At 55.1% G+C, this 21,225-nt stretch carries 16 protein-coding genes and 2 tRNA genes; 10 read left to right on the forward strand and 8 right to left on the reverse strand.

Annotated features, from left to right (window positions below; translation table 11 throughout):
* Positions 1 to 219 precede the first annotated feature (219 nt).
* Positions 220 to 307 (forward strand) — tRNA-Ser (locus tag ACM5QY_RS12775).
* A gap of 183 nt (positions 308 to 490) precedes the next feature.
* Positions 491 to 578, forward strand: a tRNA-Ser gene (locus ACM5QY_RS12780).
* A 129-nt stretch (positions 579 to 707) separates the two neighbouring features.
* Here ACM5QY_RS12780 and ACM5QY_RS12785 read toward each other — a convergent pair.
* The 3 genes from ACM5QY_RS12785 to ACM5QY_RS12795 are packed head-to-tail and all read right to left on the reverse strand — an operon-like array spanning position 708 to position 4,385.
* Complete coding sequence (locus ACM5QY_RS12785; RefSeq protein WP_416121025.1) at positions 708 to 1,757, reverse strand: ABC transporter ATP-binding protein; 1,050 nt, start codon at positions 1,755 to 1,757, stop codon at positions 708 to 710.
* Positions 1,754 to 3,337: an ABC transporter permease gene (locus ACM5QY_RS12790; RefSeq protein ID WP_416121027.1), complete on the reverse strand. Its 1,584-nt coding sequence runs from the start codon at positions 3,335 to 3,337 to the stop codon at positions 1,754 to 1,756. The genes ACM5QY_RS12785 and ACM5QY_RS12790 overlap by 4 nt, the downstream gene beginning before the upstream one ends.
* Before the next feature lie 37 nt (positions 3,338 to 3,374).
* A complete protein-coding gene (locus tag ACM5QY_RS12795) occupies positions 3,375 to 4,385 on the reverse strand; it encodes an iron ABC transporter substrate-binding protein (RefSeq protein WP_416121029.1) in 1,011 nt (336 codons plus the stop codon).
* Positions 4,386 to 4,809: 424 nt separating this feature from the next.
* On the opposite strand from ACM5QY_RS12795, the gene ACM5QY_RS12800 reads away from it, so the two are divergent.
* The 5 genes from ACM5QY_RS12800 (at position 4,810) to ACM5QY_RS12820 (ending at position 11,125) form a co-directional block, all read left to right on the forward strand.
* On the forward strand, positions 4,810 to 5,898 hold the full coding sequence (locus tag ACM5QY_RS12800) for an ABC transporter substrate-binding protein (RefSeq protein ID WP_416121031.1): 1,089 nt from the start codon (positions 4,810 to 4,812) through the stop codon (positions 5,896 to 5,898).
* Positions 5,899 to 5,975: 77 nt separating this feature from the next.
* Positions 5,976 to 7,745 (forward strand): ABC transporter permease, encoded by a 1,770-nt coding sequence (locus ACM5QY_RS12805; protein ID WP_416121033.1) that lies wholly within the window; start codon positions 5,976 to 5,978, stop codon positions 7,743 to 7,745.
* Positions 7,738 to 8,808: an ABC transporter ATP-binding protein gene (locus tag ACM5QY_RS12810; protein WP_416121035.1), complete on the forward strand. Its 1,071-nt coding sequence runs from the start codon at positions 7,738 to 7,740 to the stop codon at positions 8,806 to 8,808. Before ACM5QY_RS12805 ends, ACM5QY_RS12810 begins: the two co-directional genes overlap by 8 nt.
* 78 nt (positions 8,809 to 8,886) lie before the next feature.
* Positions 8,887 to 9,387, forward strand: coding sequence for a GNAT family N-acetyltransferase (locus ACM5QY_RS12815; protein WP_416121037.1), 501 nt, complete (start codon positions 8,887 to 8,889; stop codon positions 9,385 to 9,387).
* A 112-nt stretch (positions 9,388 to 9,499) separates the two neighbouring features.
* The gene (locus ACM5QY_RS12820) at positions 9,500 to 11,125 is read left to right on the forward strand and encodes a methyl-accepting chemotaxis protein (RefSeq protein WP_416121039.1); all 1,626 of its coding nucleotides are present in this window, start codon (positions 9,500 to 9,502) and stop codon (positions 11,123 to 11,125) included.
* Positions 11,126 to 11,132: 7 nt separating this feature from the next.
* On the opposite strand, the gene ACM5QY_RS12825 is transcribed toward ACM5QY_RS12820, so the two are convergent.
* Entirely contained in the window at positions 11,133 to 11,732 is a 600-nt protein-coding gene (locus tag ACM5QY_RS12825; RefSeq protein ID WP_416121041.1) for a cupin, read from the reverse strand.
* 244 nt (positions 11,733 to 11,976) lie between these two features.
* Between ACM5QY_RS12825 and osmE the strand changes: the two genes are divergently transcribed.
* Entirely contained in the window at positions 11,977 to 12,309 is a 333-nt protein-coding gene (gene osmE, locus ACM5QY_RS12830) for an osmotically-inducible lipoprotein OsmE (RefSeq protein ID WP_101075868.1), read from the forward strand.
* Positions 12,310 to 12,353: 44 nt separating this feature from the next.
* Here osmE and ACM5QY_RS12835 read toward each other — a convergent pair whose 3' ends face one another.
* The 4 genes from ACM5QY_RS12835 to puuD form a co-directional block, all read right to left on the reverse strand.
* On the reverse strand, positions 12,354 to 14,081 hold the full coding sequence (locus ACM5QY_RS12835; protein WP_416121043.1) for a potassium/proton antiporter: 1,728 nt from the start codon (positions 14,079 to 14,081) through the stop codon (positions 12,354 to 12,356).
* A 170-nt stretch (positions 14,082 to 14,251) separates the two neighbouring features.
* Positions 14,252 to 15,565 (reverse strand): NAD(P)/FAD-dependent oxidoreductase, encoded by a 1,314-nt coding sequence (locus ACM5QY_RS12840; protein WP_416121045.1) that lies wholly within the window; start codon positions 15,563 to 15,565, stop codon positions 14,252 to 14,254.
* A gap of 49 nt (positions 15,566 to 15,614) precedes the next feature.
* A complete protein-coding gene (gene puuR, locus ACM5QY_RS12845) occupies positions 15,615 to 16,172 on the reverse strand; it encodes an HTH-type transcriptional regulator PuuR (RefSeq protein ID WP_416121047.1) in 558 nt (185 codons plus the stop codon).
* 4 nt (positions 16,173 to 16,176) lie between these two features.
* Positions 16,177 to 16,980 (reverse strand): gamma-glutamyl-gamma-aminobutyrate hydrolase, encoded by an 804-nt coding sequence (puuD, locus tag ACM5QY_RS12850; protein ID WP_416121049.1) that lies wholly within the window; start codon positions 16,978 to 16,980, stop codon positions 16,177 to 16,179.
* Between the two features lie 331 nt (positions 16,981 to 17,311).
* Here puuD and ACM5QY_RS12855 point away from each other — a divergent pair, with 331 nt between their 5' ends.
* Positions 17,312 to 18,754, forward strand: a complete 1,443-nt coding sequence (locus ACM5QY_RS12855) for a glutamine synthetase family protein (RefSeq protein WP_416121051.1) — start codon at positions 17,312 to 17,314, stop codon at positions 18,752 to 18,754.
* Between the two features lie 492 nt (positions 18,755 to 19,246).
* On the forward strand, positions 19,247 to 20,623 hold the full coding sequence (locus ACM5QY_RS12860; RefSeq protein WP_416121053.1) for an APC family permease: 1,377 nt from the start codon (positions 19,247 to 19,249) through the stop codon (positions 20,621 to 20,623).
* Positions 20,624 to 21,225: the final 602 nt, after the last annotated feature.

Consider the following 21,225-nt stretch of genomic DNA (forward strand, 5'->3'; position numbering starts at 1 on the left):
AAAATACAAACAGATTGAAGTGTAAATAGTTGCGTGGCGTCATTAAAGACGTTTTACCCTTCTTTACCTGCCCAAACAGCGCAGGGCGGGGGTGTGATGCCAAAATCGCCGTAATGATGCATAAATCGGCGCTTGAGAACCGAATGCCTGTTTTTCAGGCAATTGAATGCAATCAGGCTTTACAACCCGATTGGCTATGTTTATAGTTCGCTTCGTTGCGGAGGGGTGGCCGAGCGGCTGAAGGCACCGGTCTTGAAAACCGGCGATGGGAAACCATTCGAGAGTTCGAATCTCTCCTCCTCCGCCATAAACAACACAAGAAAGCTGCTAAGAAATTAGCGGCTTTTTTTGTATCTGAAGTTTATGAAGCTGATGCAAATGCTCATAAAATCAACAAAATAGACTGAAAATAATATTTGCATCTTTTTTCCCGTCTTGTATACTACGCCCCGTACTGAACGACTGATGTCGCTAAGTGCTTGTTGTTTACGGAGGGGTGGCCGAGCGGCTGAAGGCACCGGTCTTGAAAACCGGCGATGGGAAACCATTCGAGAGTTCGAATCTCTCCTCCTCCGCCATAAACAACACATTAAAGCTGCTAAGCAATTAGCGGCTTTTTTTGTGCCTGTAATTCGGCAGTATCTGCGAAAACGTGCTGTTGCGCGGGCACGAAACTGCCCGCAGTGACACAAGAAAGAGACCGAAAACTACGGCTGAAAAACGTGCGCGTTGCCTTCTATTTGGATCCCGACTGCCGATCCCACAGCAATATCCCTCTGGCTGACCATCCTGATATCGAGCACTTGTTCGCTGCCGGCAAGTTCAAGGCTCAGCGTCGAGATAAACCCCGCGAAATCAACGCTGACGACTTTTGCCAGACATTGCGCCGCGCCTGCTGGCAGACTTTCAACGGGCGTAATGCGGATTTGTTCCGGGCGCAGCATGATGCGTGCATTGCCTGCGTAGAAAGCATTATCCACCGCAATATTTCCCAGTGCACAGTGCGCACGGCCACGTTCAAGATGCGCATCCAGCAGCAACGTTTCCCCTAAAAATGTCGCGGTCAGTTCGTCCGCCGGACGCAGATATAATTCCTGTGGCGCGCCGACATGTGCCAGTTTGCCATTTCGCATGACGGCAACCTGATCGGCAAAAGACAGCGCTTCGGTTTGATCATGCGTTACCAGCACCGAGGCGATGCGCGTTTCCGCCAGCAATTCTGCCACCGCTTTTCGGGTCGATGCGCGCAGGGCAGTATCGAGTGCCGAAAACGGTTCATCGAGTAACATCAGTACCGGTTTTTGCGCTAATGCCCGAGCCAGTGCCACACGTTGTTGCTGACCGCCAGACAGTTCGTGCGGCCAGAGCGCGGCCAGACGCCGGTCCAGCGCCACCATGTCCATCAGCTCATCAACGCGGGTTTGTTTCTCACGCTTTCCGCCCGTCAGCCCGTAGGCAATATTGCCGGCAACCGTGAAATGCGGAAACAGCGCGCCATCCTGAGGAACAAATCCGATGCCTCTTTTATGCGCAGGAATGTGCAATCCGGTGCCGTGCAGCAGGTTTCCCTGCAAAAATATTTTTCCGTGATCAGGGCTTTCGAACCCGGCAATAATGCGCAGCAGCGTGGTTTTCCCCGATCCGGAAGGGCCGACAATCGCCGTCCGGCTGCCCGCACTGACGCGCAGGTCGATATTCTCCAGCACTTTCACGGCCGGATAGGATTTACTGATTCCACGCAGTTCGAGCGTACTCATAGTCCGGCCTTACGTTGAGATTGTGAATAAAGGATCCAGGTCAGCGGCAGCGACAGCAAAACGATCAGCAGCGCATAGGGGGACGCGGCAACATAATCAATTTCACTGGTCAGCGCCCAGAACGCGGTCGCCAGCGTGCGCGTGCCGTTGGGTGCCAGTAATAATGTCGCCGTCAGTTCATTGGTGACCGCCAGGAAAACCAGCGCGGCGCCGGCAGCAGCACCGGGTGCGGCCAGGCGCATCGTCGTACTCCACAATGCCTGAAAAGGGGAACGTCCCAGACTTCGGGCAGCGTTTTCCAGTTCAACCGGTGCTTGTGCGATCCCCGCCCGCAGGTTGATCAGCGCACGCGGCATAAACATCAGCAGATAGGCGAACAGAATGGTGATTTCTGTCTGATAAAGCGGGCGCGCGACACGGATGGTAATGGTGACCAGCGCCAGCGCGACAACAATACCGGGCAGGGAACTGGTGATGTAATTGCAGCCTTCCAGAAACCGGTATAACCGCCCCGGATAACGCACTGAAATCCAGGCCATCGGCACCGCGCAAACGGTGGTTATCGCCGCACCGGCCAGCGCGTACAACAGCGTTTGTTTCAGCGCGGGCAGCAGTTGCGGGCTGAGCCAGACATCGGTGCCACCGAGATAGAGCCAGCGCGCCAGCGTGATAAACGGAACGCCCAGCGACAGGGCGGTCAGCAGGATGGGTAAACATAAACTCAGTGCGGTCAGGCCGTTGCTCATCGGGCGCAAAGTCTGGCGTCTGGCGCTGCCGGAGCCAACACGGGCATAGCGCGCTTTCCCCCGGCTGGCGGATTCCAGCAGCAAAACGGCGAGGCAACACAGCGCCAGTATGCCCGCCAGCATATTGGCGGCGGGGCCGTTAAACGTGGACTGAAACTGATCGAAGATCGCGGTCGTAAAGGTATCAAAGCGAATCATCGCGTAAAGGCCGTATTCCGCCAGCAGGTGCAGGGCAATCAGCAGTGATCCGCCCCAGACGGCCAGTTTGAGCTGCGGGAGGATCACACGGAAGAAGACCGAGACCGGCGGCGAACCTGATGACGCTGCCGCATCTTCCAGACCGGGATCAAGGCGTCGCAAAACGGCGGCAGCGGGCAGATAGATAAAAGGGAAATAGGCAATCAGGGAGATAAAGACGCCCGCACCCAGCCCGTGCATCGACGGAACCAGGCTAATCCATGCGTAACTTTGCACAAATGCCGGCACCGCCAGCGGGGCGGTCGCCAGCAAAGACCAGATCCTGCGGCCGGGCAGGCGGGTTCTTTCGGTCAGCCACGCCAGCGCAATGCCGGTGACGGCGCAAAGCGGCAGCGTGATGACCACGAGCAGCACGGTATTGGTCAGTAATTCGCCCACGCGCGGGCGAAAAACCAGTGCCTTAACCGTTTGCCAGCCGGTATCGAGGGTAATGCCGAGAACAAATCCCAGCGGAAGCAAAGACAGCAGGGACAACAACACTGCCGCCAGGATAATACCGGTTCCGGCCCGGCGGGACGAACCGTCACGGCGGTTACGCCATCTGGCGCGGACACCTTCGATACTCATATTCGACATAATGGATAAGGCACGCTGCTCGTGAAAATCGCTGCTATTACAGCAGACCGGCTTCAGTCATTAAATCGACCACTTTTTTGCTGTTCAGCTTAGAGGCATCTACTTTCGGTGCGTCCAGATCTTTGAGCGGAACCAGTTTCGGATTTGACGCTGCATTCACGCCCACCGCGTATTCAAACGCATCGTTGGTGCGCAGAATTTCCTGCCCTTGTTTGCCGGTGATCCACTTAACAAATTCCTGTGCTTCTTTCTGATGTTTGCTGGACGCCAGAACGCCGCCGCCGGAGATGCTGACAAACGCGCCCGGATCTTTATGTTTGAAGTAATACAGTTGGGTATTTTTGCTGTTTTCACCGGTTTTGGCCTGATCGACAAAGCGGTAGTAGTGATAGATGACCCCGCCGTCGATTTGCCCGGCATTCACGGCTTTCATTACGGTGCTGTTGCCTTTGTAGGCGGTGAAATTGGTTTTCATTGCTTTCAGCCATTCCAGGGTAGCTTTTTCGCCTTTCAGCTCCAGCAAGGCGCTGACGATAGCCTGGAAATCGGCACCGGAAGGTGATGCCGCCCAGCGGCCTTTCCATTCTGATTTCGCCAGATCCATCAGTGATTTGGGTAATTGTGCTTCACTGATTTTTTCCGGGTTATACACAAAAACCGTTGTGCGGGCGGCGATACCAATCCAGCGGCCATGCTCAGGGCGGTAAGCCGGAGCAACCTGTTGCTGAGTGGCGGAATCGAGCGGGGCGAAAAGTTTGGCGTTATCCACCAGCACCATAGCCGGTGAGTTTTCAGTCAGAAAAACGTCGGCCGGAGAGGCGCTGCCTTCCTGCACCAACTGGTTGCCGAGTTCGCTGTCACTGCCGTTTCGCAGCGTAACTTTGATACCCGTGTCTTTGGTGAATCCGTCGACCCAGGATTGCACCAGATTTTCGTGCTGAGCGTTATAGATGACGATGCCTTCATCCGCGGCGCGGGCAGTGAAAGCCAGCATCAGTGAGGAAGCGAGTAAAGCGACTGGCCCGAATGAGGAAAAACGTAACTTCATAAGAAATCCCTTAAAAAGAAAAAAGAAGAAGATAACGACGTCATGACATGAGCAACACATGGCAATGTAAAAGTACCAAACTGCAAACTATACTGAAATTGATTCGTATTTAATTATGTAAAAACATCTCATCATCTTTCAGCCCCGCTTTATGCCACATCCAAGATTAAGAAAACCTTAGGGACGCGATGCCTCTTCAAAAATCGTTTCATCTTTCTGCCCGTATTGCCGTGGCGAGCAGCCCGGTGTGCGTTAAAACGCCGGGCTGAAAATCCCCGTCGTACCGTGGTTTTAATGGTGTTAATTGCCTAAAAAACGCCCCGACTCACAAATCGGGAAGATAAAAACAATCCCGCATTGCCTGTCTGACGTTATGCGTTATGTTGATTTTTAGTTTCCCAAATGTAACTAGAGGTTAACAATAATGTCTAAAAAATTACGTCTGTCTCTGATTGCTGCTTCTGTACTGATCTCTTCCTCTGCAATGTCTGCCCTTCCACAGGGCTATCCTGCTGATTACCAAAAAGTCGTCGATGCCGGGATCAAAGAAGGCAAAGTGGTGGTGTATTCGACCACCGACACCAAAGCCGCAGGCCCGCTGATTCAGGGGTTCGAGGCCACGTATCCGGGCATCATAGTAGAATATAACGACATGAACAGCACTGAGCTGTACAACCGTTATATCAGTGAACAGGCGGCGGGCGGCACCAGCGGCGATGTGGTCTGGAGCTCTTCGATGGACACCGCGCTGAAACTGGCGACCGATTACGCGCAGGAATACAAATCGCCTGAACAGGGCCAGTTGCCGAAATGGGCGGTGTGGAAAGACAAAGCCTACGGCACGACCTACGAACCTGTGGTGTTTATTTATAACAAACGCCTGATCCCGGCCGGTGATGTACCGGATTCCCACGCCGCGCTGGCAAAACTGATCGCCAGCCAGACGGAGAAATTCAACAAAAAAGTCACCACTTACGATATCGAGAAATCCGGCCTCGGCTTCATGCTTTCCGTCCAAGATTTCAAAGCCGATCCGAACTATTTCAAAACGCTGGCTGACGTCGCCAAAGGCGGTTTAGCGGTGCAGTCTTCCACCGGCACCATGATGGAAAGGGTATCCTCGGGCGAAAACCTGATTGGTTTTAACATCCTCGGCTCCTACGCCGAAGCCCGCGCTAAAACGGATCCGTCGCTCGGCATATCCTATCCGAAGGATTACACCCTGGTGCTTTCGCGCGTCTCCTTCATCAGCCAGCAGGCCAAAAATGACAACGCCGCCAAACTGTGGCTGGACTACGTGCTGTCTGAAAAAGGGCAAACCATTCTGGCAAATCAGGCCGACATTCCGTCAATCCGCAACGATATCGAAGGTAAAAACGACATCGACGGCCTGACCAAACTGTTAGGCAATGCGCTCAAGCCCATCCCGGTCGATGAAACCCTGCTCGAATATCTGCAACAGAAAAAGCGTCTGGATTACATCAAAGAGTGGCGCGCCGCAGCACAAAAATAAGACTCACGGAGGCGTCCGCGCCTCCTGTTCTTTTGCCTGATTTCGCTGTTCAGGGTTCCTAACCGAAGGTAAGTAACATGAATGCACTGCGCAGAAAGTGGCAAAGCTTGCCGCGTGGCATTGTGGTGCTGATAACCGCGCTGGTTATCTACATTCCGTTGTCGTTCATCGTGATACAAAGTTTTCTCTCCGCGCCGTTCTTTTCACCGTCAAAAGCGTGGAGCCTCGAGTCTTTCGGATTCATTTTCACCGATCCGGATTTTTATAAGGCGCTGAAAAGCGGCTTTATTCTGGCCTTCGGGCTGGTGGTGATTGCCATTCCGCTGGGCGGTATTCTGGCGTTCCTGATGGTGCGTACCGATTTGCCGGGCCGCCGCGTGATTGAACCGCTGATCCTGGTGCCGATTTTCGTCTCGCCGATGGTATTAGGGTTCGGTTACGTCGTGGCCGCCGGGCCGGTCGGATTCTTCTCGCTGTGGGCGCAGTCCATCATCGGTTTCGTGCCGTGGAACATCTACGACATGTCGAGCATCGTGGTGATTGCCGGGCTGACGCACGTTCCGCACGCTTATCTGTACATCTCTTCGGCGCTGCGCAGCGTCGGCTCGGATGTGGAAGAAGCCGCGCGAACCGCCGGTGCCTCGCCGCTTCAGGTGATGACCGCCGTCAGTCTGCCGATGGTGCGGCCTTCCATTTTATACGCCACGGTGTTGCTGTTCTTCCTCGGGCTGGAAGTGTTCGGACTGATGCTGGTGCTCGGCGATCCGGAAGGCAACATGGTGCTGGCGACTTATCTGTATCAACTGACCAACAAACTCGGGACGCCGTCTTATCATCTGATGGCTGCCGTCGCGGTGGTGCTGATTTGTATCACCATTCCGCTGGTGATGTTGCAGCGCCGCCTGATGCGCACGGCGAACCGCTTCGTTACCGTGAAAGGCAAAGCGTCGCAGGCGCGGGCGTTGCCGCTCGGGAAATGGCGCTGGGTGGCCGGTGCGGTGGTGGCGTTCTGGCTGACCGTGACGATTGGCGTGCCGCTGCTCGGGGTGATGTTGCGCGCGTTTATTTCTAACTGGGGCGTCGGCGTTTCCCTGTGGGATGAGCTGTCGTTCAATACCTTCCGCACCATCTGGGAACAACCGAACCTGCTGCGCGCGATTGTCAACTCGATGGCAATCGGTGTGATCGGCGGCGCGCTGGCGGTGGCGTGTTACCTGTTTATCGGTATTGCGATGCACCGCAAACCGGATGGCGTTACACGTTTTCTCGATTACAGCGTGCTGGTGCCGCGTGCGGTGCCGGGGCTGCTGGCCGGGCTGGCGTTTTTGTGGGTATTCCTGTTCCTGCCGATGTGGCTGGATAACGCGCTCAAATCCGGCTGGCTTTCCGGGATGCCGTGGTCGCAATGGCTGCGCGACAACCTGGTGGTCTGGCTGCGATCTCTGCGCAGTACCATTTTCAGCGTCTGGCTGGCGTACACGGTGGTGTGGATGGCGTACGGTCTGCGGCTGATTTCCTCCACGCTGTTGCAGGTCGGCCCTGAGCTGGAAGAAGCGGCGCGCAGCACCGGCGCAACGCGCGGGCAGATTACCCGTCACGTCACGATCCCGTTGTCGCGCTACGGCCTGATTGGTTCGTGGTTGCTGATGTTCCTGATTTTCGAGCGCGAATATTCCACCGGTGTGTACCTGTTATCGCCGGGGACGGAAACCATCGGCTCGATGCTGGTTTCCCTGTGGGCGGCGGGTGCGATCGACATCGTTGCCGCGCTCTCCTTTATTAACATCCTGCTGGTGGTGTTAGGTCTGGGTATTGCCCTTCGTTTTGGAGTCAAATTACATGATTGAATTATCGGTCGAGAATCTGCACTTAACCTACGGCGACAACCCGGTGCTCAAAGGCGTGTCGATGGATCTCAAACGCGGGGAAGTGGTGTCGTTGCTCGGGCCATCCGGCAGTGGCAAAACGACATTATTGCGCGCCGTTGCCGGGCTGGAAAAACCGACGCAGGGCACCATTATCATCGGCAAAAACAAAGTCTACGACGGCACGCCGCGCAGCGAAATTCCGGCAGAAGAGCGCAACCTCGGGCTGGTGTTCCAGTCTTATGCGCTGTGGCCGCACAAAACCGTGTTCGAGAACGTGGCGTATCCGCTGAAACTGCGCAAGATCGCGGCGGGTGAAATGACTCAACGCGTGCAGGATGTGCTGAATCAGCTCGGGCTGGGGCATCTCGGCAAGCGCCATCCGCATCAGCTTTCCGGCGGACAGCAGCAACGCGTAGCGATTGGCCGGGCGCTGGTCTACAACCCGCCGGTGATTTTGCTCGATGAGCCGCTCTCAAACCTGGATGCCAAACTGCGTGAAGAAGCCCGCGTGTTCCTGCGCGAGCTGATCATCAAGCTGGGTTTGTCGGCGCTGATGGTCACGCACGATCAGAACGAAGCGATGGCGATTTCCGACCGCATTCTGCTGCTCAATAACGGCAAAATTGAGCAACAGGGCACGCCGCAGGAAATGTACGGTTCGCCGAAGACCTTATTTACCGCAGAATTTATGGGCAGCAACAACCGGCTGCACGGGAAAATCACCGAAGTCCGCGACGGTAAAGCGCGGATTGAAGGCAGTGGCTGGGTGCTGTGGGGGCAGGCGGGTGACGGCGTACAAACCGGGCAGGAAGGCACGGCAGTGATCCGCGTCGAGCGCGTGGTGCTGGCCGACGGGCCGGGCGATAATCAGCTGGAATTACCGCTGCTGACCAGCATGTACCTCGGCGACCGCTGGGAGTATCTGTTCCGCACTACGGGCGATGATTTTGTGATCCGCGCTTATGGCTCTGATGTGCGCGATCCGCAGCATTGTCATCTGGCTTTGCCGGAACAACATGTGTGGATCTTCCCTAAACAATAGGGAAGCACTCAGGGCGCTTGACACAAACAAGGGGAATCGACAGATTGGTTCCCCTTGTTTGTTTAAAACGGTTTTTCCATGACTCAGATTTCATCTTCCTCCGCTAACAGCACTTTAAAAATTGTCAGCCTGGCCGACGTTCCTCAGTATCTGGACGTGGTGACCGAATATCTTCATGGCGAATGGTCTGACTTTCCACACTGGGCACAGAAAGAGTATATCCGCCAGCGGCTTATACAGCGGATCAGCAGCCGTGGACGCCAGTGTGTGCTGATTGCGCTGGATGAAAATGAGCAGGTTGTGGGCACGGCGGGCGTGATGCGTTACGAACTCAGCGATGTCGCTGAACGCAAATACTGGCTGGGCGAAGTGTTTACGCCACGCCATTTGCGCGGAAAAGGGATTGGCACGGCACTGGTGAAAGCGTGTATCAGCCGTGCACGGGATGCCGGTCTGGAGACACTCTGGCTTTATACGCCGGACCAACAGGGGCTGTACGGACGTCTTGGCTGGCAGGAAGTGGAAAACCGAGAAGTCGATAACGAACAGGTTACTGTCATGCAGCGTCCGCTCAACTGAAGCCTTTAGTGCTTTACCGCTCAGGGGAACCGCGTCCTGTGGTTTCCTGAAATATTTCTGTCATTTCGTGCGCGTAAAATTCTGCTACTTATCCAAATAATGCAGAATAATCATGATTTTAACTTCTCATTTACGTGTTGGTAAAATACCTTTCCACAGATTGTTTCGATCTGTTTTCACAAAACGTCCACGGGGAATTCTTTTCGGGGTAATTTGCGTTATCGCCCTGTTTTCTGCTTTGCAGATTTTCTCCACCGTTGTGCTCACCAACATCCTTCAGGACGCACGCAATAACGTCATTGCAACGGAGAACCTGCGTCAGCAACAGGCGGTGATGGATAAAGCCCGCATGGAACTGCTGATGGCCAGCGACAAACTCAACCGCGCGGGCATTTATTATATGCAGGACAAAGAAACCGGTTCCGACGGCAGCTGGCACAGCCTCATGCAGGAATCGCTCGATTCTCTTACCGCTTCGCAGAAAGCGTTTGCCCGTTTCGACGCAATCACGAAGAACGCCGGTAAGGCCACCGCCGAGCTTAAAGCCAGCTACCAGATGTTCTTCGACGGGCTGCGCGAACAGTCGGACGGCCTGCAAAAAAACAACACCATTGATTCCTTCTTTGAAGTGCCAATTCAGGCATTTCAGGATGATTTCAGCCAGAAGTATTACGCCTATCTGGATGTCAACGAACACACGGCAATATCTCTCAGCGACCGTTTGCTCCATTCGCTGACACAGGCGAAAACGTTATTTATGGGCGCGCTGGCTATTCTGGCGGTGATCGCCGTACTGGTCTGGCGTGGCGTCACGGCCTGGATCATTCGTCCGTTACAACGGATGATCGGGCATATCAGCGTGCTGGCCGCCGGGGATTTATCCCGCGACGTGGAAGATGATCACGCCCGTGTGATTGAAGTGCGCGAACTGGGCGTGAGCCTGCGCAACATGCAGCGCGGCCTGCAAAAGCTGGTCAGTGAAGTACGCGATGCGTCCGCACACATCATGGTCAATATCAACCAGATGGCGAAAGGCAACGAAGAGCTTTCCGCGCAGGCCGCTATTCAAGGTGAAGAACTCAAAGCGGCCACGGAACACATCACCCATCTCAACGCGCGGGTCAAAGAAAACGCCGTTCATGCACAACAGGCCAGTAAACGCGCCGAACAGGCGAAAGGCGTGGCGACGCGTGGCGGCGAAGTGATGGGCCAGGTGGACACGGCGATGAAAGAGATTGTCAGCCAGTCGACGGAAATGAGCAGCATCGTGTCGATGATCGACAGCGTGGCGTTCCAGACTAACATTCTGGCGCTGAATGCGGCCATTGAAGCAGCCCATGCCGGACAGCACGGGCGCGGTTTTGCGGTGGTGGCGAAAGAAATCGGCCTGCTGGCGCAAAAAAGCAGCCATTCCACGCGGGGAATACATCAGCTGATTGACGATTCCGTGCAGCAGATCGGGCGCGGGTCGGCGTCTGTCAGCGTACTGAGCCAGAGCCTTGAAGAAATCATCAGCATCTTTAACGGCCTGAGCGCGGTGGTGAATGAGATTTCAGAAGCGACGTTGTATCAGGGGCAAAGTGTTCATGAGGTGTCCGAACGGATCTTGGCGCTCAACCATGTGACGCTGCAAAACGGCAAACTGGCCGATCACGCAGCGGCGTCATCCCAGCAATTGCTCAATCAGTCGCAGCGGCTGGAAAGGGCGGTGGCGCGTTTCGGGCTGGCGGCGGCGTGAGTAACGATCAGCTTTTATGCCAGACCAGCAGGCTGCCTTCGCTGTGTCCGGTGACCGGATCGGTCGCCGGCAGCGGTACGGCTTTGACCGCTTTGGTACGTGCGGCCAGCAGCGGCAGTTCGTCATGGCACAAATCGGCTTTGATGTCCGGTGGGTATGCGCCGACCAGCATGAAATCCTCGTCGGCGGAAATCTGTTTATGGCCGATACCGGCAGGCAGTAACAGGACATCACCCACTTTCACATCAATCATCTTGCCGTGTTCACCACCGAGTTGCAGCCTGGCCGTGCCGGAAAAAACGCCCAGTGCTTCGTGCGTGTTGGAATGAAAATGTGTGAAGGTGTAGACCGGATAACGCCACTGCGGCGGCCAGCCATTCGAGTGGAAAAGGTGTTCGAGGTAACTGGCGTTATCGATGGTTTCCGGCGGGATCACGCGGTGATAAATCAGCACCGGCAATGTGTTATTGGGCACGCCCCCATCGGGTTTATCAATCAGCAACGTCTCCATCGCGGCCTCTCTGGTGTCCGCAAAGCTCAAACGGGGGATCGGCAACAGCGCCATCACCCCCAATAAAGTCACAAACCGGCGTCGATCCAACTGCATCAGGGATAACTCCTTGTCGCGCAATCAAAGGCTTACATCATTCATGTATAGATCATAAATGGCGCGCTGACCTCTTTTTACCCGGCATTTTTTTGCCCGCCGGAAACCGGTTAAATTTGCAACAACGGTTATCAGAAAAAACTTAAAAACTGTAGCAATCAACAAATATAAGTCATATTGGCTGGCTATATCGGCCATTTCTTCTAGTCTTAACAATACAAAAAAGACCTCAGGAGGAGATGTTATGAATAAGAAAATGTTGATTATGGTTGCTACAGCCGTTTCTGTACTGGCAGGGTGTCAGACTTACGATCGTGCAGCGAGTTATGTGAAAGAGCCTGTGGTCAGCGACGTTAAAGTCGGCATGACCAAATCTCAGGTTCGTGCAATTGCAGGGCCACCGTCAACGGAAGCGACGCTGATACATGCGAAAGGGACGTGTCAGACTTACGCGGTCGCCCCACGTGACGGTAAAGCGCAGACTTACTTCGTCAGCTTTAACGACACCGGTCATGTCATGAATAAAGGCTACCAGTCTTGTTCAGACTACGACAAAGATCCGCAGGCAGCTCAGTAATACAGCCTGCTCCTTCCCCTTGTGAAAGGGGAAGGAGCAGAACCTCAGGCTTTCTCCGTCACAATCCTCACGCCGACTTTACTCACCTGATTGCCTTCCATCTCTGCAATCGTCCACGTCAGCCCGTCCCATTCGATATGGTCACCGATCACCGGTTCGCCACCCAGCAGGCGGATAACGAAATGTCCCAGCGTTTGCGACTGGTCAACGGACTCTTCCAGATTCAGGCCGTACAGTTGTGAAATCGCATCCAGCGGCGCATCGGCCTGCAAAATGAAATCACCAAAGAACCGGTCGTCGAGCACGACTTTATTGCTGTCGCTGAACAGTTTACCCAGCTCCGGCAAATCCTTTTCCCGCCCGATCACACACAGAATATCGCCTTCTTTCAGCCGTGTACTGCCGGTCGGATGCAGCATTTCTTTGCCGCGAAACAGCGCCGCAATACGCGTCGCCTGCGGCATTTGCAGGTCTCGCAGTGCCGCACCGACGCACCATTTGTCAGAACCGAGCTGATACACAAACTGTTCCCAGTCGTTGTAAACGTCGATGTCCAGCCCGACGCGGGAAATTGGTGTCGGTTGCGGCGGCACCAGCACTTTGGCTTTTTTTGCCGCGAAGCCCAGAGATGTCCCCTGAAGCAACAGCGACACCAGCACGATGAAGAACGCGACATTAAAGTACAGCGTGGCGTTCGGCAGACCGGCCATCATCGGGAAAACCGCCAGAATGATCGGCACCGCGCCGCGCAGGCCCACCCAGGAGATAAAGAAACGCTCGCGCAGGGTGAAGTTTTTGAACGGGATCAGGCTGACAAACACCGACAGCGGGCGCGCCAGCAGGATCATCCACAGGGAAAGCGCCAGCGCCGCAAGGGCGATGGGCAGCAAATCACTCGGCGTCAGCAACAGGCCGAGCACCAGGAACATCCCGATCTGGCTCAGCCACGCCAGCCCGTCGAACGTCTGTAAAATGCCGTGACGGTTGCGGATCGGCATATTACCGAGCATCAGGCCACACAGGTAAACCGCCAGAATGCCGCTGCCTTCCAGTGACATGGTGGCCGCGTAAACCAGCAGGCCACCGCTGAACGCCAGCAGCGGATACAGTCCGGCCGCCAGCGTGATTTTGTTGATGAGTTTATGCAGCAGCCAGCCGCCACCGACGCCAAATACAATGCCGAGGCCAAACTGGCGCACGACGTCCACGACAAACATCAGGTTCAGCCCGTGTTCGCCTTTGGAAATCATGTCGATCAACGTAATGGTCAGGAAGACTGCCATCGGGTCATTGCTGCCGGATTCAATTTCTAATGTGGCACTGACGCGTTCGTTCAGGCCTTTTCCGCCGATCAGCGAAAATACCGCCGCCGCATCGGTGGAGCCGATAATTGCGCCAATCAGTAAGCCCTGCATCAGATTGATATTGAACAGCCAGGCGGCCGCCAGACCGGTCAGCCCGGCGGTAATCAGCACGCCGACCGTCGCCAGTGAAAGCGCAGGCCAAAGGGCGACGCGGAAAGAAGAGGCGCGGGTGCGCATCCCGCCATCGAGCAAAATTACCGCCAGCGCCAGGTTACTGACCAGATACGCCGCCGGATAATTATCAAAGGCAATACCGCCAATGCCGTCGACGCCCGCCAGCATGCCAATCGCCAGGAAAATGACTAAAATAGGGATACCGAGCTTCGAAGAGAACGAACTGAGCAAAATGCTCGCTGCGACTAACAGGGCGCCAATAAAGAAAAGGGTATTAATCGTGCTGGCGTCCAAGAGCGTTCTCCTTTTGAGGCAAAATATGAGGCGAGGGCGCCATCAGAAAGGCGCTCCTTAATTTATCAGGAAAATGAGGGCGTTGCTGGGGTGATTTAGGATTTTTATTACCATAATAGGCATTTCCACCGCGCTGGAAGGTCTGGCGGCGGAAAACGCATGAAAAGCCGTTAAACCCCTAACCGGTCACGCAGCGAATAATAGGCAGCCCCGAGCATAGTAAACGGCACCTGGAAGTTGCGGCCACCGAAGAACGGCATGTGCGGCAGGCGGGCAAACGCGTCAAAACGTTCCGCATCGCCGCGCAGCACTTCGGTAATCAGCTTTCCGGCCAGATGCGTCAGCGTCACGCCGTGGCCGCTGTCGCCCTGCATATAGTAGATATTCTTTTCCAGCCGCCCGAACTGCGGCAGGCGCGACAGCGTCAGCAGGAAATTGCCGCCCCAGCGGTAATCAATCTTCACGCCTTTGAGCTGCGGAAACGTGCGGTTGAGTTTTGGCAGGATCACCGAATCAATGTTCGGCGGATTCTTTCCGCCGTAGGTTACGCCGCCGCCGTACAACATGCGGTTATCGGCAGTAAGACGGAAATAGTCGAGCAGGTAATTGCAGTCTTCCACACAATAATTATTCGGCAGCAGGGAAAGTGCCATGTCGTCGGACAACGGCTCGGTGGCAACAATCTGTGAGCCGCACGGCATGCTCAGACGCGTCAGGCGTGGGGCGAGTTGCTGGCTCAGATACGCGTTGCCCGCCAGAATCACATATTTCGCTTTGACCGTGCCTTTCGCCGTATGCGCGATGGCCGGTTCGCCGTGTTCGATGCGCGTTACCGCAGAGCCTTCGAAAATTCGCCCGCCGTGACGGCGTATTGCTTCGGCCTCGCCCAGCACCAGATTGAGCGGATGGAGATGCCCGCCATTTTTATCCAGCAGGCCGCCGACATAACGGTCGGTGGCGATTTCGCGGCGAACGGCGCTTTCATCGAGCAGCGTCAGTTCGGTATGGCCATAGCGGTTCCAGAGTTTTTGCTGATCACGCAATTTATTGAGCTGTCTTGTGCTCAGCGCTGCAAAAATGCAGCCGGGCCGGTAATCGCAGTCAATGGCGTACTGATCAATGCGCTGGCGGATAATGTTTGCGCCTTCGAACATCATGCTGCCGAGCATATCGGCGGTCTGACGGCCATAGCGGTCTTCAATCACATCGATATCGCGGCTGTAAGAGTTGACCACCTGGCCGCCGTTGCGCCCGCTGGCGCCCCAGCCGACGCGCGCGGCTTCCAGCACCACCACGTCGTAACCCGCTTCGCACAGGTATAACGCCGAAGAGATGCCGGTATAACCGGCACCGACAATACAAACGTCGCATTCAATATTCTCATTCAGCTCCGGCCACGGGGCGTGAGCGTTGACGGAACTGGCGTAATAGCTGTCGGTGTGAGGTACACCGGCAGCGCGGGGACTTCCTGTTTGAGCACTCATGATGACATCCTTCTTTGGGTTCCCGTCGTCAGACCCGGAAGGCTGACAACTAGAAGGTATTAGGGGTATGTGCGCTGACTATCCTGCAAATCCGCGTCGAAATATTACTGAAACTGTGAGGGTTCGCGGTGTTAATGGCATAACTTTGCCCCGCACGCAGCGGGTAACTCTGACCGTTAATAGTTAAGATGATTTCTCCTTCGAGCAGGGTGCCGACTTCCTCTCCCTGATGCTTAATTTTGTCGCCCGTTGTGCTGCCCGGTTGATAGGTTTCCAGCAGCATGGCGACCGCGTGGTTTGGCGTGCCGTTATGCACCATTCGCATGGAAACCCCCCGGCTGCCAATCTCAATCAAATCTGCCGCATTCATGACGATTCTCGGCTCGTCACTTTTGCGTTCTTCGGCGAAAAACTCCGATAGTGACAGCCCGTACACCCGCAATAACTTCTGCAACGTACTGACGGCGGGGCTGACTTTATCCTGTTCGATGGTACTGATGGCGCTGTGCGTCAGGCCAGACAACTCGGCGGCTTTACGTTGTGACATGCCCAGTTGCTGACGAATTTCAGAAAGCCGGCGACCCGGTGCCAGACTGACTTCGCTCATCCGTTTATTCCTCTTGTGCGCTCCGGGCCTGATGGCCTTTGCGACACGCCGCGATAAAAGCGTTAAACAGCTGACGGGAAACGGGATCCGTCAGGCTGTGCCATTCCGGATGCCACTGCACACCCAACGCAAACGGGTGACCGCGGACACTCACGGCTTCCGCCAGATTGTCTGGCGCACGGGCTTCGACAGCCAGTTCTGCGCCCAGACGTTTGGCTCCCTGACCATGCAGGGAATTCACCTGAAACTGCTGATAATCCGGTAATAATTCTGAAAGTAAGCCGCCCGGTTCGATAAAGACCACATGCGCCAGATCGTACTGCGCGTCATGTGGCAACGACGTGTCTTCGCGGTGATCCATAAAACCGGGTTCTTCGTGCACCTTGCGGTACAAACTGCCGCCGGTGGCCACCACCAGTTCCTGCAAACCGCGGCACGCGGCAAACAGCGGGATTTTTTTATCCAGCGTGGCGCGGATAAGCTGCAAACTCAGACTGTCACGGCCGGGATCGGCCAGCGCCTCGACGCCTTCTTGACCGTAACGATGGGGCTCAATATTGCTCGGGCTGCCGGTGAGGAAAATGCCGTCCAGACCGCGCAGGATCTGGTCTATCGCTCCTTCGCGTGCGGCCAGTTCGTGTGGCAGGCAGACGGGCAGGGCGTCGGCGTTAAAAATGGCGTCCAGATACTTCTCGTGCACCGTGAGCGCCGGGTTTTCATCTACCGTGTTTTCGCACATCACTACCCCAATGACCGGTCTGTAGCTTGTCTGTTTTCCTGCGGATGCCGTGGAAAATATATTGCCCATAATACCGCCTCTTTGAGTGGATGAATGTGTCACCAGCGCGTGTCTCCCCGCACGCAAAGGGTCATTGCATGTCAATAATAATGAACTCCCATTGAACAATTTAGCAGCGGTGCGCTGGCTTTTCAAACTGATATGTTGCGTGATTGTAGGTGTTGCAAATAATTAATGTTAAGGCTAGGGTTAATCATATGGCCTATATTTTGAGCACGCCCGCGAGGATCAGGACTAATGAGAAGACTGCGTTGAACAGACCAATGAAGCGGTAAGGCATAACCGGCAGGCATCATGGTGGTGCCGTTGACGCCGGAAACCAGCAAATGGCGGAAAACCTATGCAAACGACAGAACTGATAAACGACATTAAGAAAGAGATTAGCGGGAATGAACCTCTTGCTAAGCCGGTTGAAGAGCGAAGTAGCGCGTTCCAGGATGAAGTGTCTCAATACCTGGAGCGTCACCCGCTTACCCTGCACGTCGACGTCCTGCTCACCGATCTCAATGGTTCCTTCCGTGGCAAACGCATTCCTCTCTCCGCCCTGCGCAAACTTGAAAAAGGCTGTTATTTCCCGGCATCGGTCTTCGCCATGGATATTCTCGGTAATGTGGTGGAAGAAGCTGGCCTAGGCCAGGAGCTGGGCGAACCTGACCGCACCTGTATTCCCGTTCCCGGCACCTTAACGCCTTCGGCTTCCGACCCCGAACGCATCGCCCAGCTACTTCTCACCATGCTTGACGAAGATGGCACTCCCTTTAACGTTGAACCACGCAATGTGCTGAACCATATCTGGCAAACATTGCGCCAGCGGGGTTTATTCCCGGTGGTAGCGGTAGAGCTGGAGTTCTATCTGCTCGACAGGCAGCGTGACGCGGAAGGCTACATTCAGCCGCCGTGTACGCCCGGAACGCAGGAGCGCAGCCTGCATACGCAGGTTTATTCCGTCGATAATCTTGATCACTTTGCCGATGTGCTCAGTGACATTGACCGTCTGGCCCACATCCAGGGTTTACCGGCGGATGGCGCGGTGGCGGAGTCCTCTCCGGGACAATTCGAAATCAATTTGCACCACAGCGAAAATATCCTGCGCGCCTGTGACCATGCCCTGATGCTCAAACGTCTGGTGCGGCTGGTGGCGGAAAATCATGAAATGGACGCCACCTTTATGGCGAAACCGTATGACGAATACGCGGGCAGCGGGATGCACATTCATCTCAGCGTACTCGATGATAATGGCAAAAATCTGTTTGCCGATGCGAACGGTAAAGATTCCGCGCTGATGAAACGCTCGCTCGCCGGAATGATTGCGCTGATGCCTGCATCGATGGCCGTTTTAGCGCCAAACGTGAATGCTTTCCGCCGCTTCCAGCCGGGTATGTATGTCCCGACGCAGGCGTCGTGGGGGCACAATAACCGCACCGTCGCACTGCGCGTACCGTGTGGCGGAACCGCCGACCACCGTGTGGAATACCGCGTGGCCGGTGCTGATGCCAACCCGTATTTAGTGGTCGCCACCGTGCTGGCCGGGATGCTTTACGGGCTGGACAACGATTTGCCGCTGCCCGAACCGGTCACCGGGAACGGTCTGGAGCAGGAAGGGATCCCGCTGCCGATCCGCCAGAGTGATGCGTTGTATGATTTTGACGAGCAACCGGCGCTGAAAAAAATCCTCGGCGAACGTTTCTCGCAGGTCTATCACGCCTGTAAATCCGACGAGCTGTTGCAGTTGGAACGACGCGTCACGGAAATCGAGATCGACTGGATGCTCAAAAATGCCTGATCCCCTTAATCTTTGGCGTTTTAACACCCAATATTTTGGGGCGGGCATGAGCAGAATGTTTAAAAACGGAAAAGAATTTGTAACTCACCGCCACTGAATGTTGTTATTCATGCGTGATTTGTGCAAAATACGCCGCACTGCAGATAACCGACGCTTAAAGGCGCCGGTTATTTTTTTTGTATATGCAGTACCCAAACTAATTCAACAGAGGCCGGACTCAGATCCGGATAGATAACACGGTTCGTGTGCGACCCCAAATTAACAACGGTCGCCACTATGAGGAAATGTAAAATGGGGCAATACTTCAAACCTGTACCGGTGCCCGCCGGTGCTTCTTTCAGCTGCGGCCAAATTCGCACAGCCTTCACCTCTGTTATCAGCGATGTGAAGATCACCCCCCGTTTACTGGTAATAACTCACGAAGTTTTCCCTGGTCGTTGCTTTCAGAGGCGTTTAAACGCCCGGTGTCTGCAATTCAGGGAGGACTGAGCCATGTCTGCTAATATTTCTGCCGCTCCGGCGACTCAGCGCGTACAACTGCGTAAAACCCTGACGCTGGTTCAGGTTGTGATGATGGGTCTGGCCTATCTCCAACCGATGACCATCTTCGATACGTTCGGCATTGTTTCCGGCCTGACCGATGGTCACGTCGCGACCGCGTACATCTTTGCGCTGATCGCCGTACTGTTTACCGCCGTCAGCTACGGCAAACTGGTGCAGCGTTTCCCGTCTGCCGGTTCTGCTTATACTTACGCACAAAAAGCCATCAGCCCGCACGTTGGCTTTATGGTCGGCTGGTCATCACTGCTGGACTACCTGTTCATGCCGATGATCAACATCCTGCTGGCAAAAATTTACCTGGAAGCCATCTTCCCCGGTGTGCCGTCGTGGATCTTCGTGACGGCGCTGGTGGCCCTGATGACCGCGTTCAACCTGCGTGGCATCAAAGTGGTGGCTAACCTCAACAGCATCATCGTTGTGGTTCAGGTCGCGATCATGGTGGTCTTCCTTGGTCTGCTGGTCCGTGGCGTTTACATGGGCGAGGGCATGGGTACGCTGGCGACGACAAAACCGTTCTTCAGTGAAAATGCGCATGTGGTGCCGATGATTACCGGCGCGACCATCCTGTGCTTCTCGTTCCTCGGCTTCGACGGCATCAGCTCGCTGTCTGAAGAAACGCCAAACGCGGGCAAAGTCATCCCGAAAGCGATTTTCCTGACCGCGCTGATTGGCGGCGTGATCTTCGTGGTGGTGTCGTACTTCCTGCAACTTTACTTCCCGGACATCTCGCGCTTCAAAGATCCGGACGCTTCACAGCCTGAAATCATGTTGTACGTGGCCGGTAAATTCTTCCAGTCCGTCATTCTGTGCTTTAGCTGCGTCACCGTTCTGGCATCCGGCATGGCGGCACACGCGGGCGTTTCCCGTCTGCTGTATGTGATGGGCCGCGACGGCGTATTCCCGGAGAAAGTGTTCGGTTATGTGCATCCTAAATGGCGTACCCCGACGTTCAACGTGGTGCTGGTCGGTGTTGTGGCGATGTCTGCCGTGACCTTTGATCTGGTGACTGCTACGGCGCTGATTAACTTCGGTGCGCTGGTGGCCTTCACCTTCGTGAACCTGTCGGTGATTTCCCAGTTCTACATCCGTGAGAAGCGTAACCGTACACTGAAAGACCACATCAACTACCTGGTCCTGCCGGTGATCGGCGCGCTGACCGTCGGTGCGTTGTGGCTGAACCTCGAAGCCAGTTCGATGACACTCGGCCTGGTGTGGGCCGCGATGGGTCTGGCGTATCTGGCGTTTATTACCAATGCGTTTCGTAAGCAGCCACCGCAGATGAGCGGGGAAATAGCGCCGGAAGCTTGATTGCAGGAGGCCGCTGCAAATTGGCGGCTTTAAAAACAAAATTCAAAGTCGTGGGCGTCGGCCCACACCGCAAAACCTTGGGCTAGCCGCCCAAACTGGCCCAAAGGGTTTTAAACGAAACCCTTTGGAATCCTGCGTTTTTTTAACTGCGCGCTATCGCTCGCGGGCACTGTTTCAGCAACTCTGGCTAGTGCCGCAAACGCCGCCGCTGCGCGGTCCTTTCGCTTCGGGTTCGAACCTGCTCGGAAAAAACTCTCGCCGTTTCTCACCACTCTCTCAACGTCGTTTTGAAAGCGGCCAATAACTTTCTAGTTCGCAACCTCACCGATGATTGTTATTTAATAAATGAGTAACCGTTTCAACCAAAAGTTAAATAAGAAAACAGAATGCCGTTGAATTTAGTTAAGCCAGTGGCCGCTTTCAGAAAGCTTGCCGAGTGAAGTGTTTCGAGACCAAAGGCTCGAAACCAAGTGAGGGAACCGCGCAGCGGCAAGATTTCGCGGCAATAGCCGGAGTTGCTGAAACATTGCCAGCGAGCGACAGCGCGGAGTTAAAAAGCGTGGGAGATCAAAGAGGGAGGCGCTTTCCTCCCTCTTTGGCGG

This window comes from Rahnella sp. PCH160, assembly GCF_047784855.1.
Classification (GTDB): domain Bacteria; phylum Pseudomonadota; class Gammaproteobacteria; order Enterobacterales; family Enterobacteriaceae; genus Rahnella.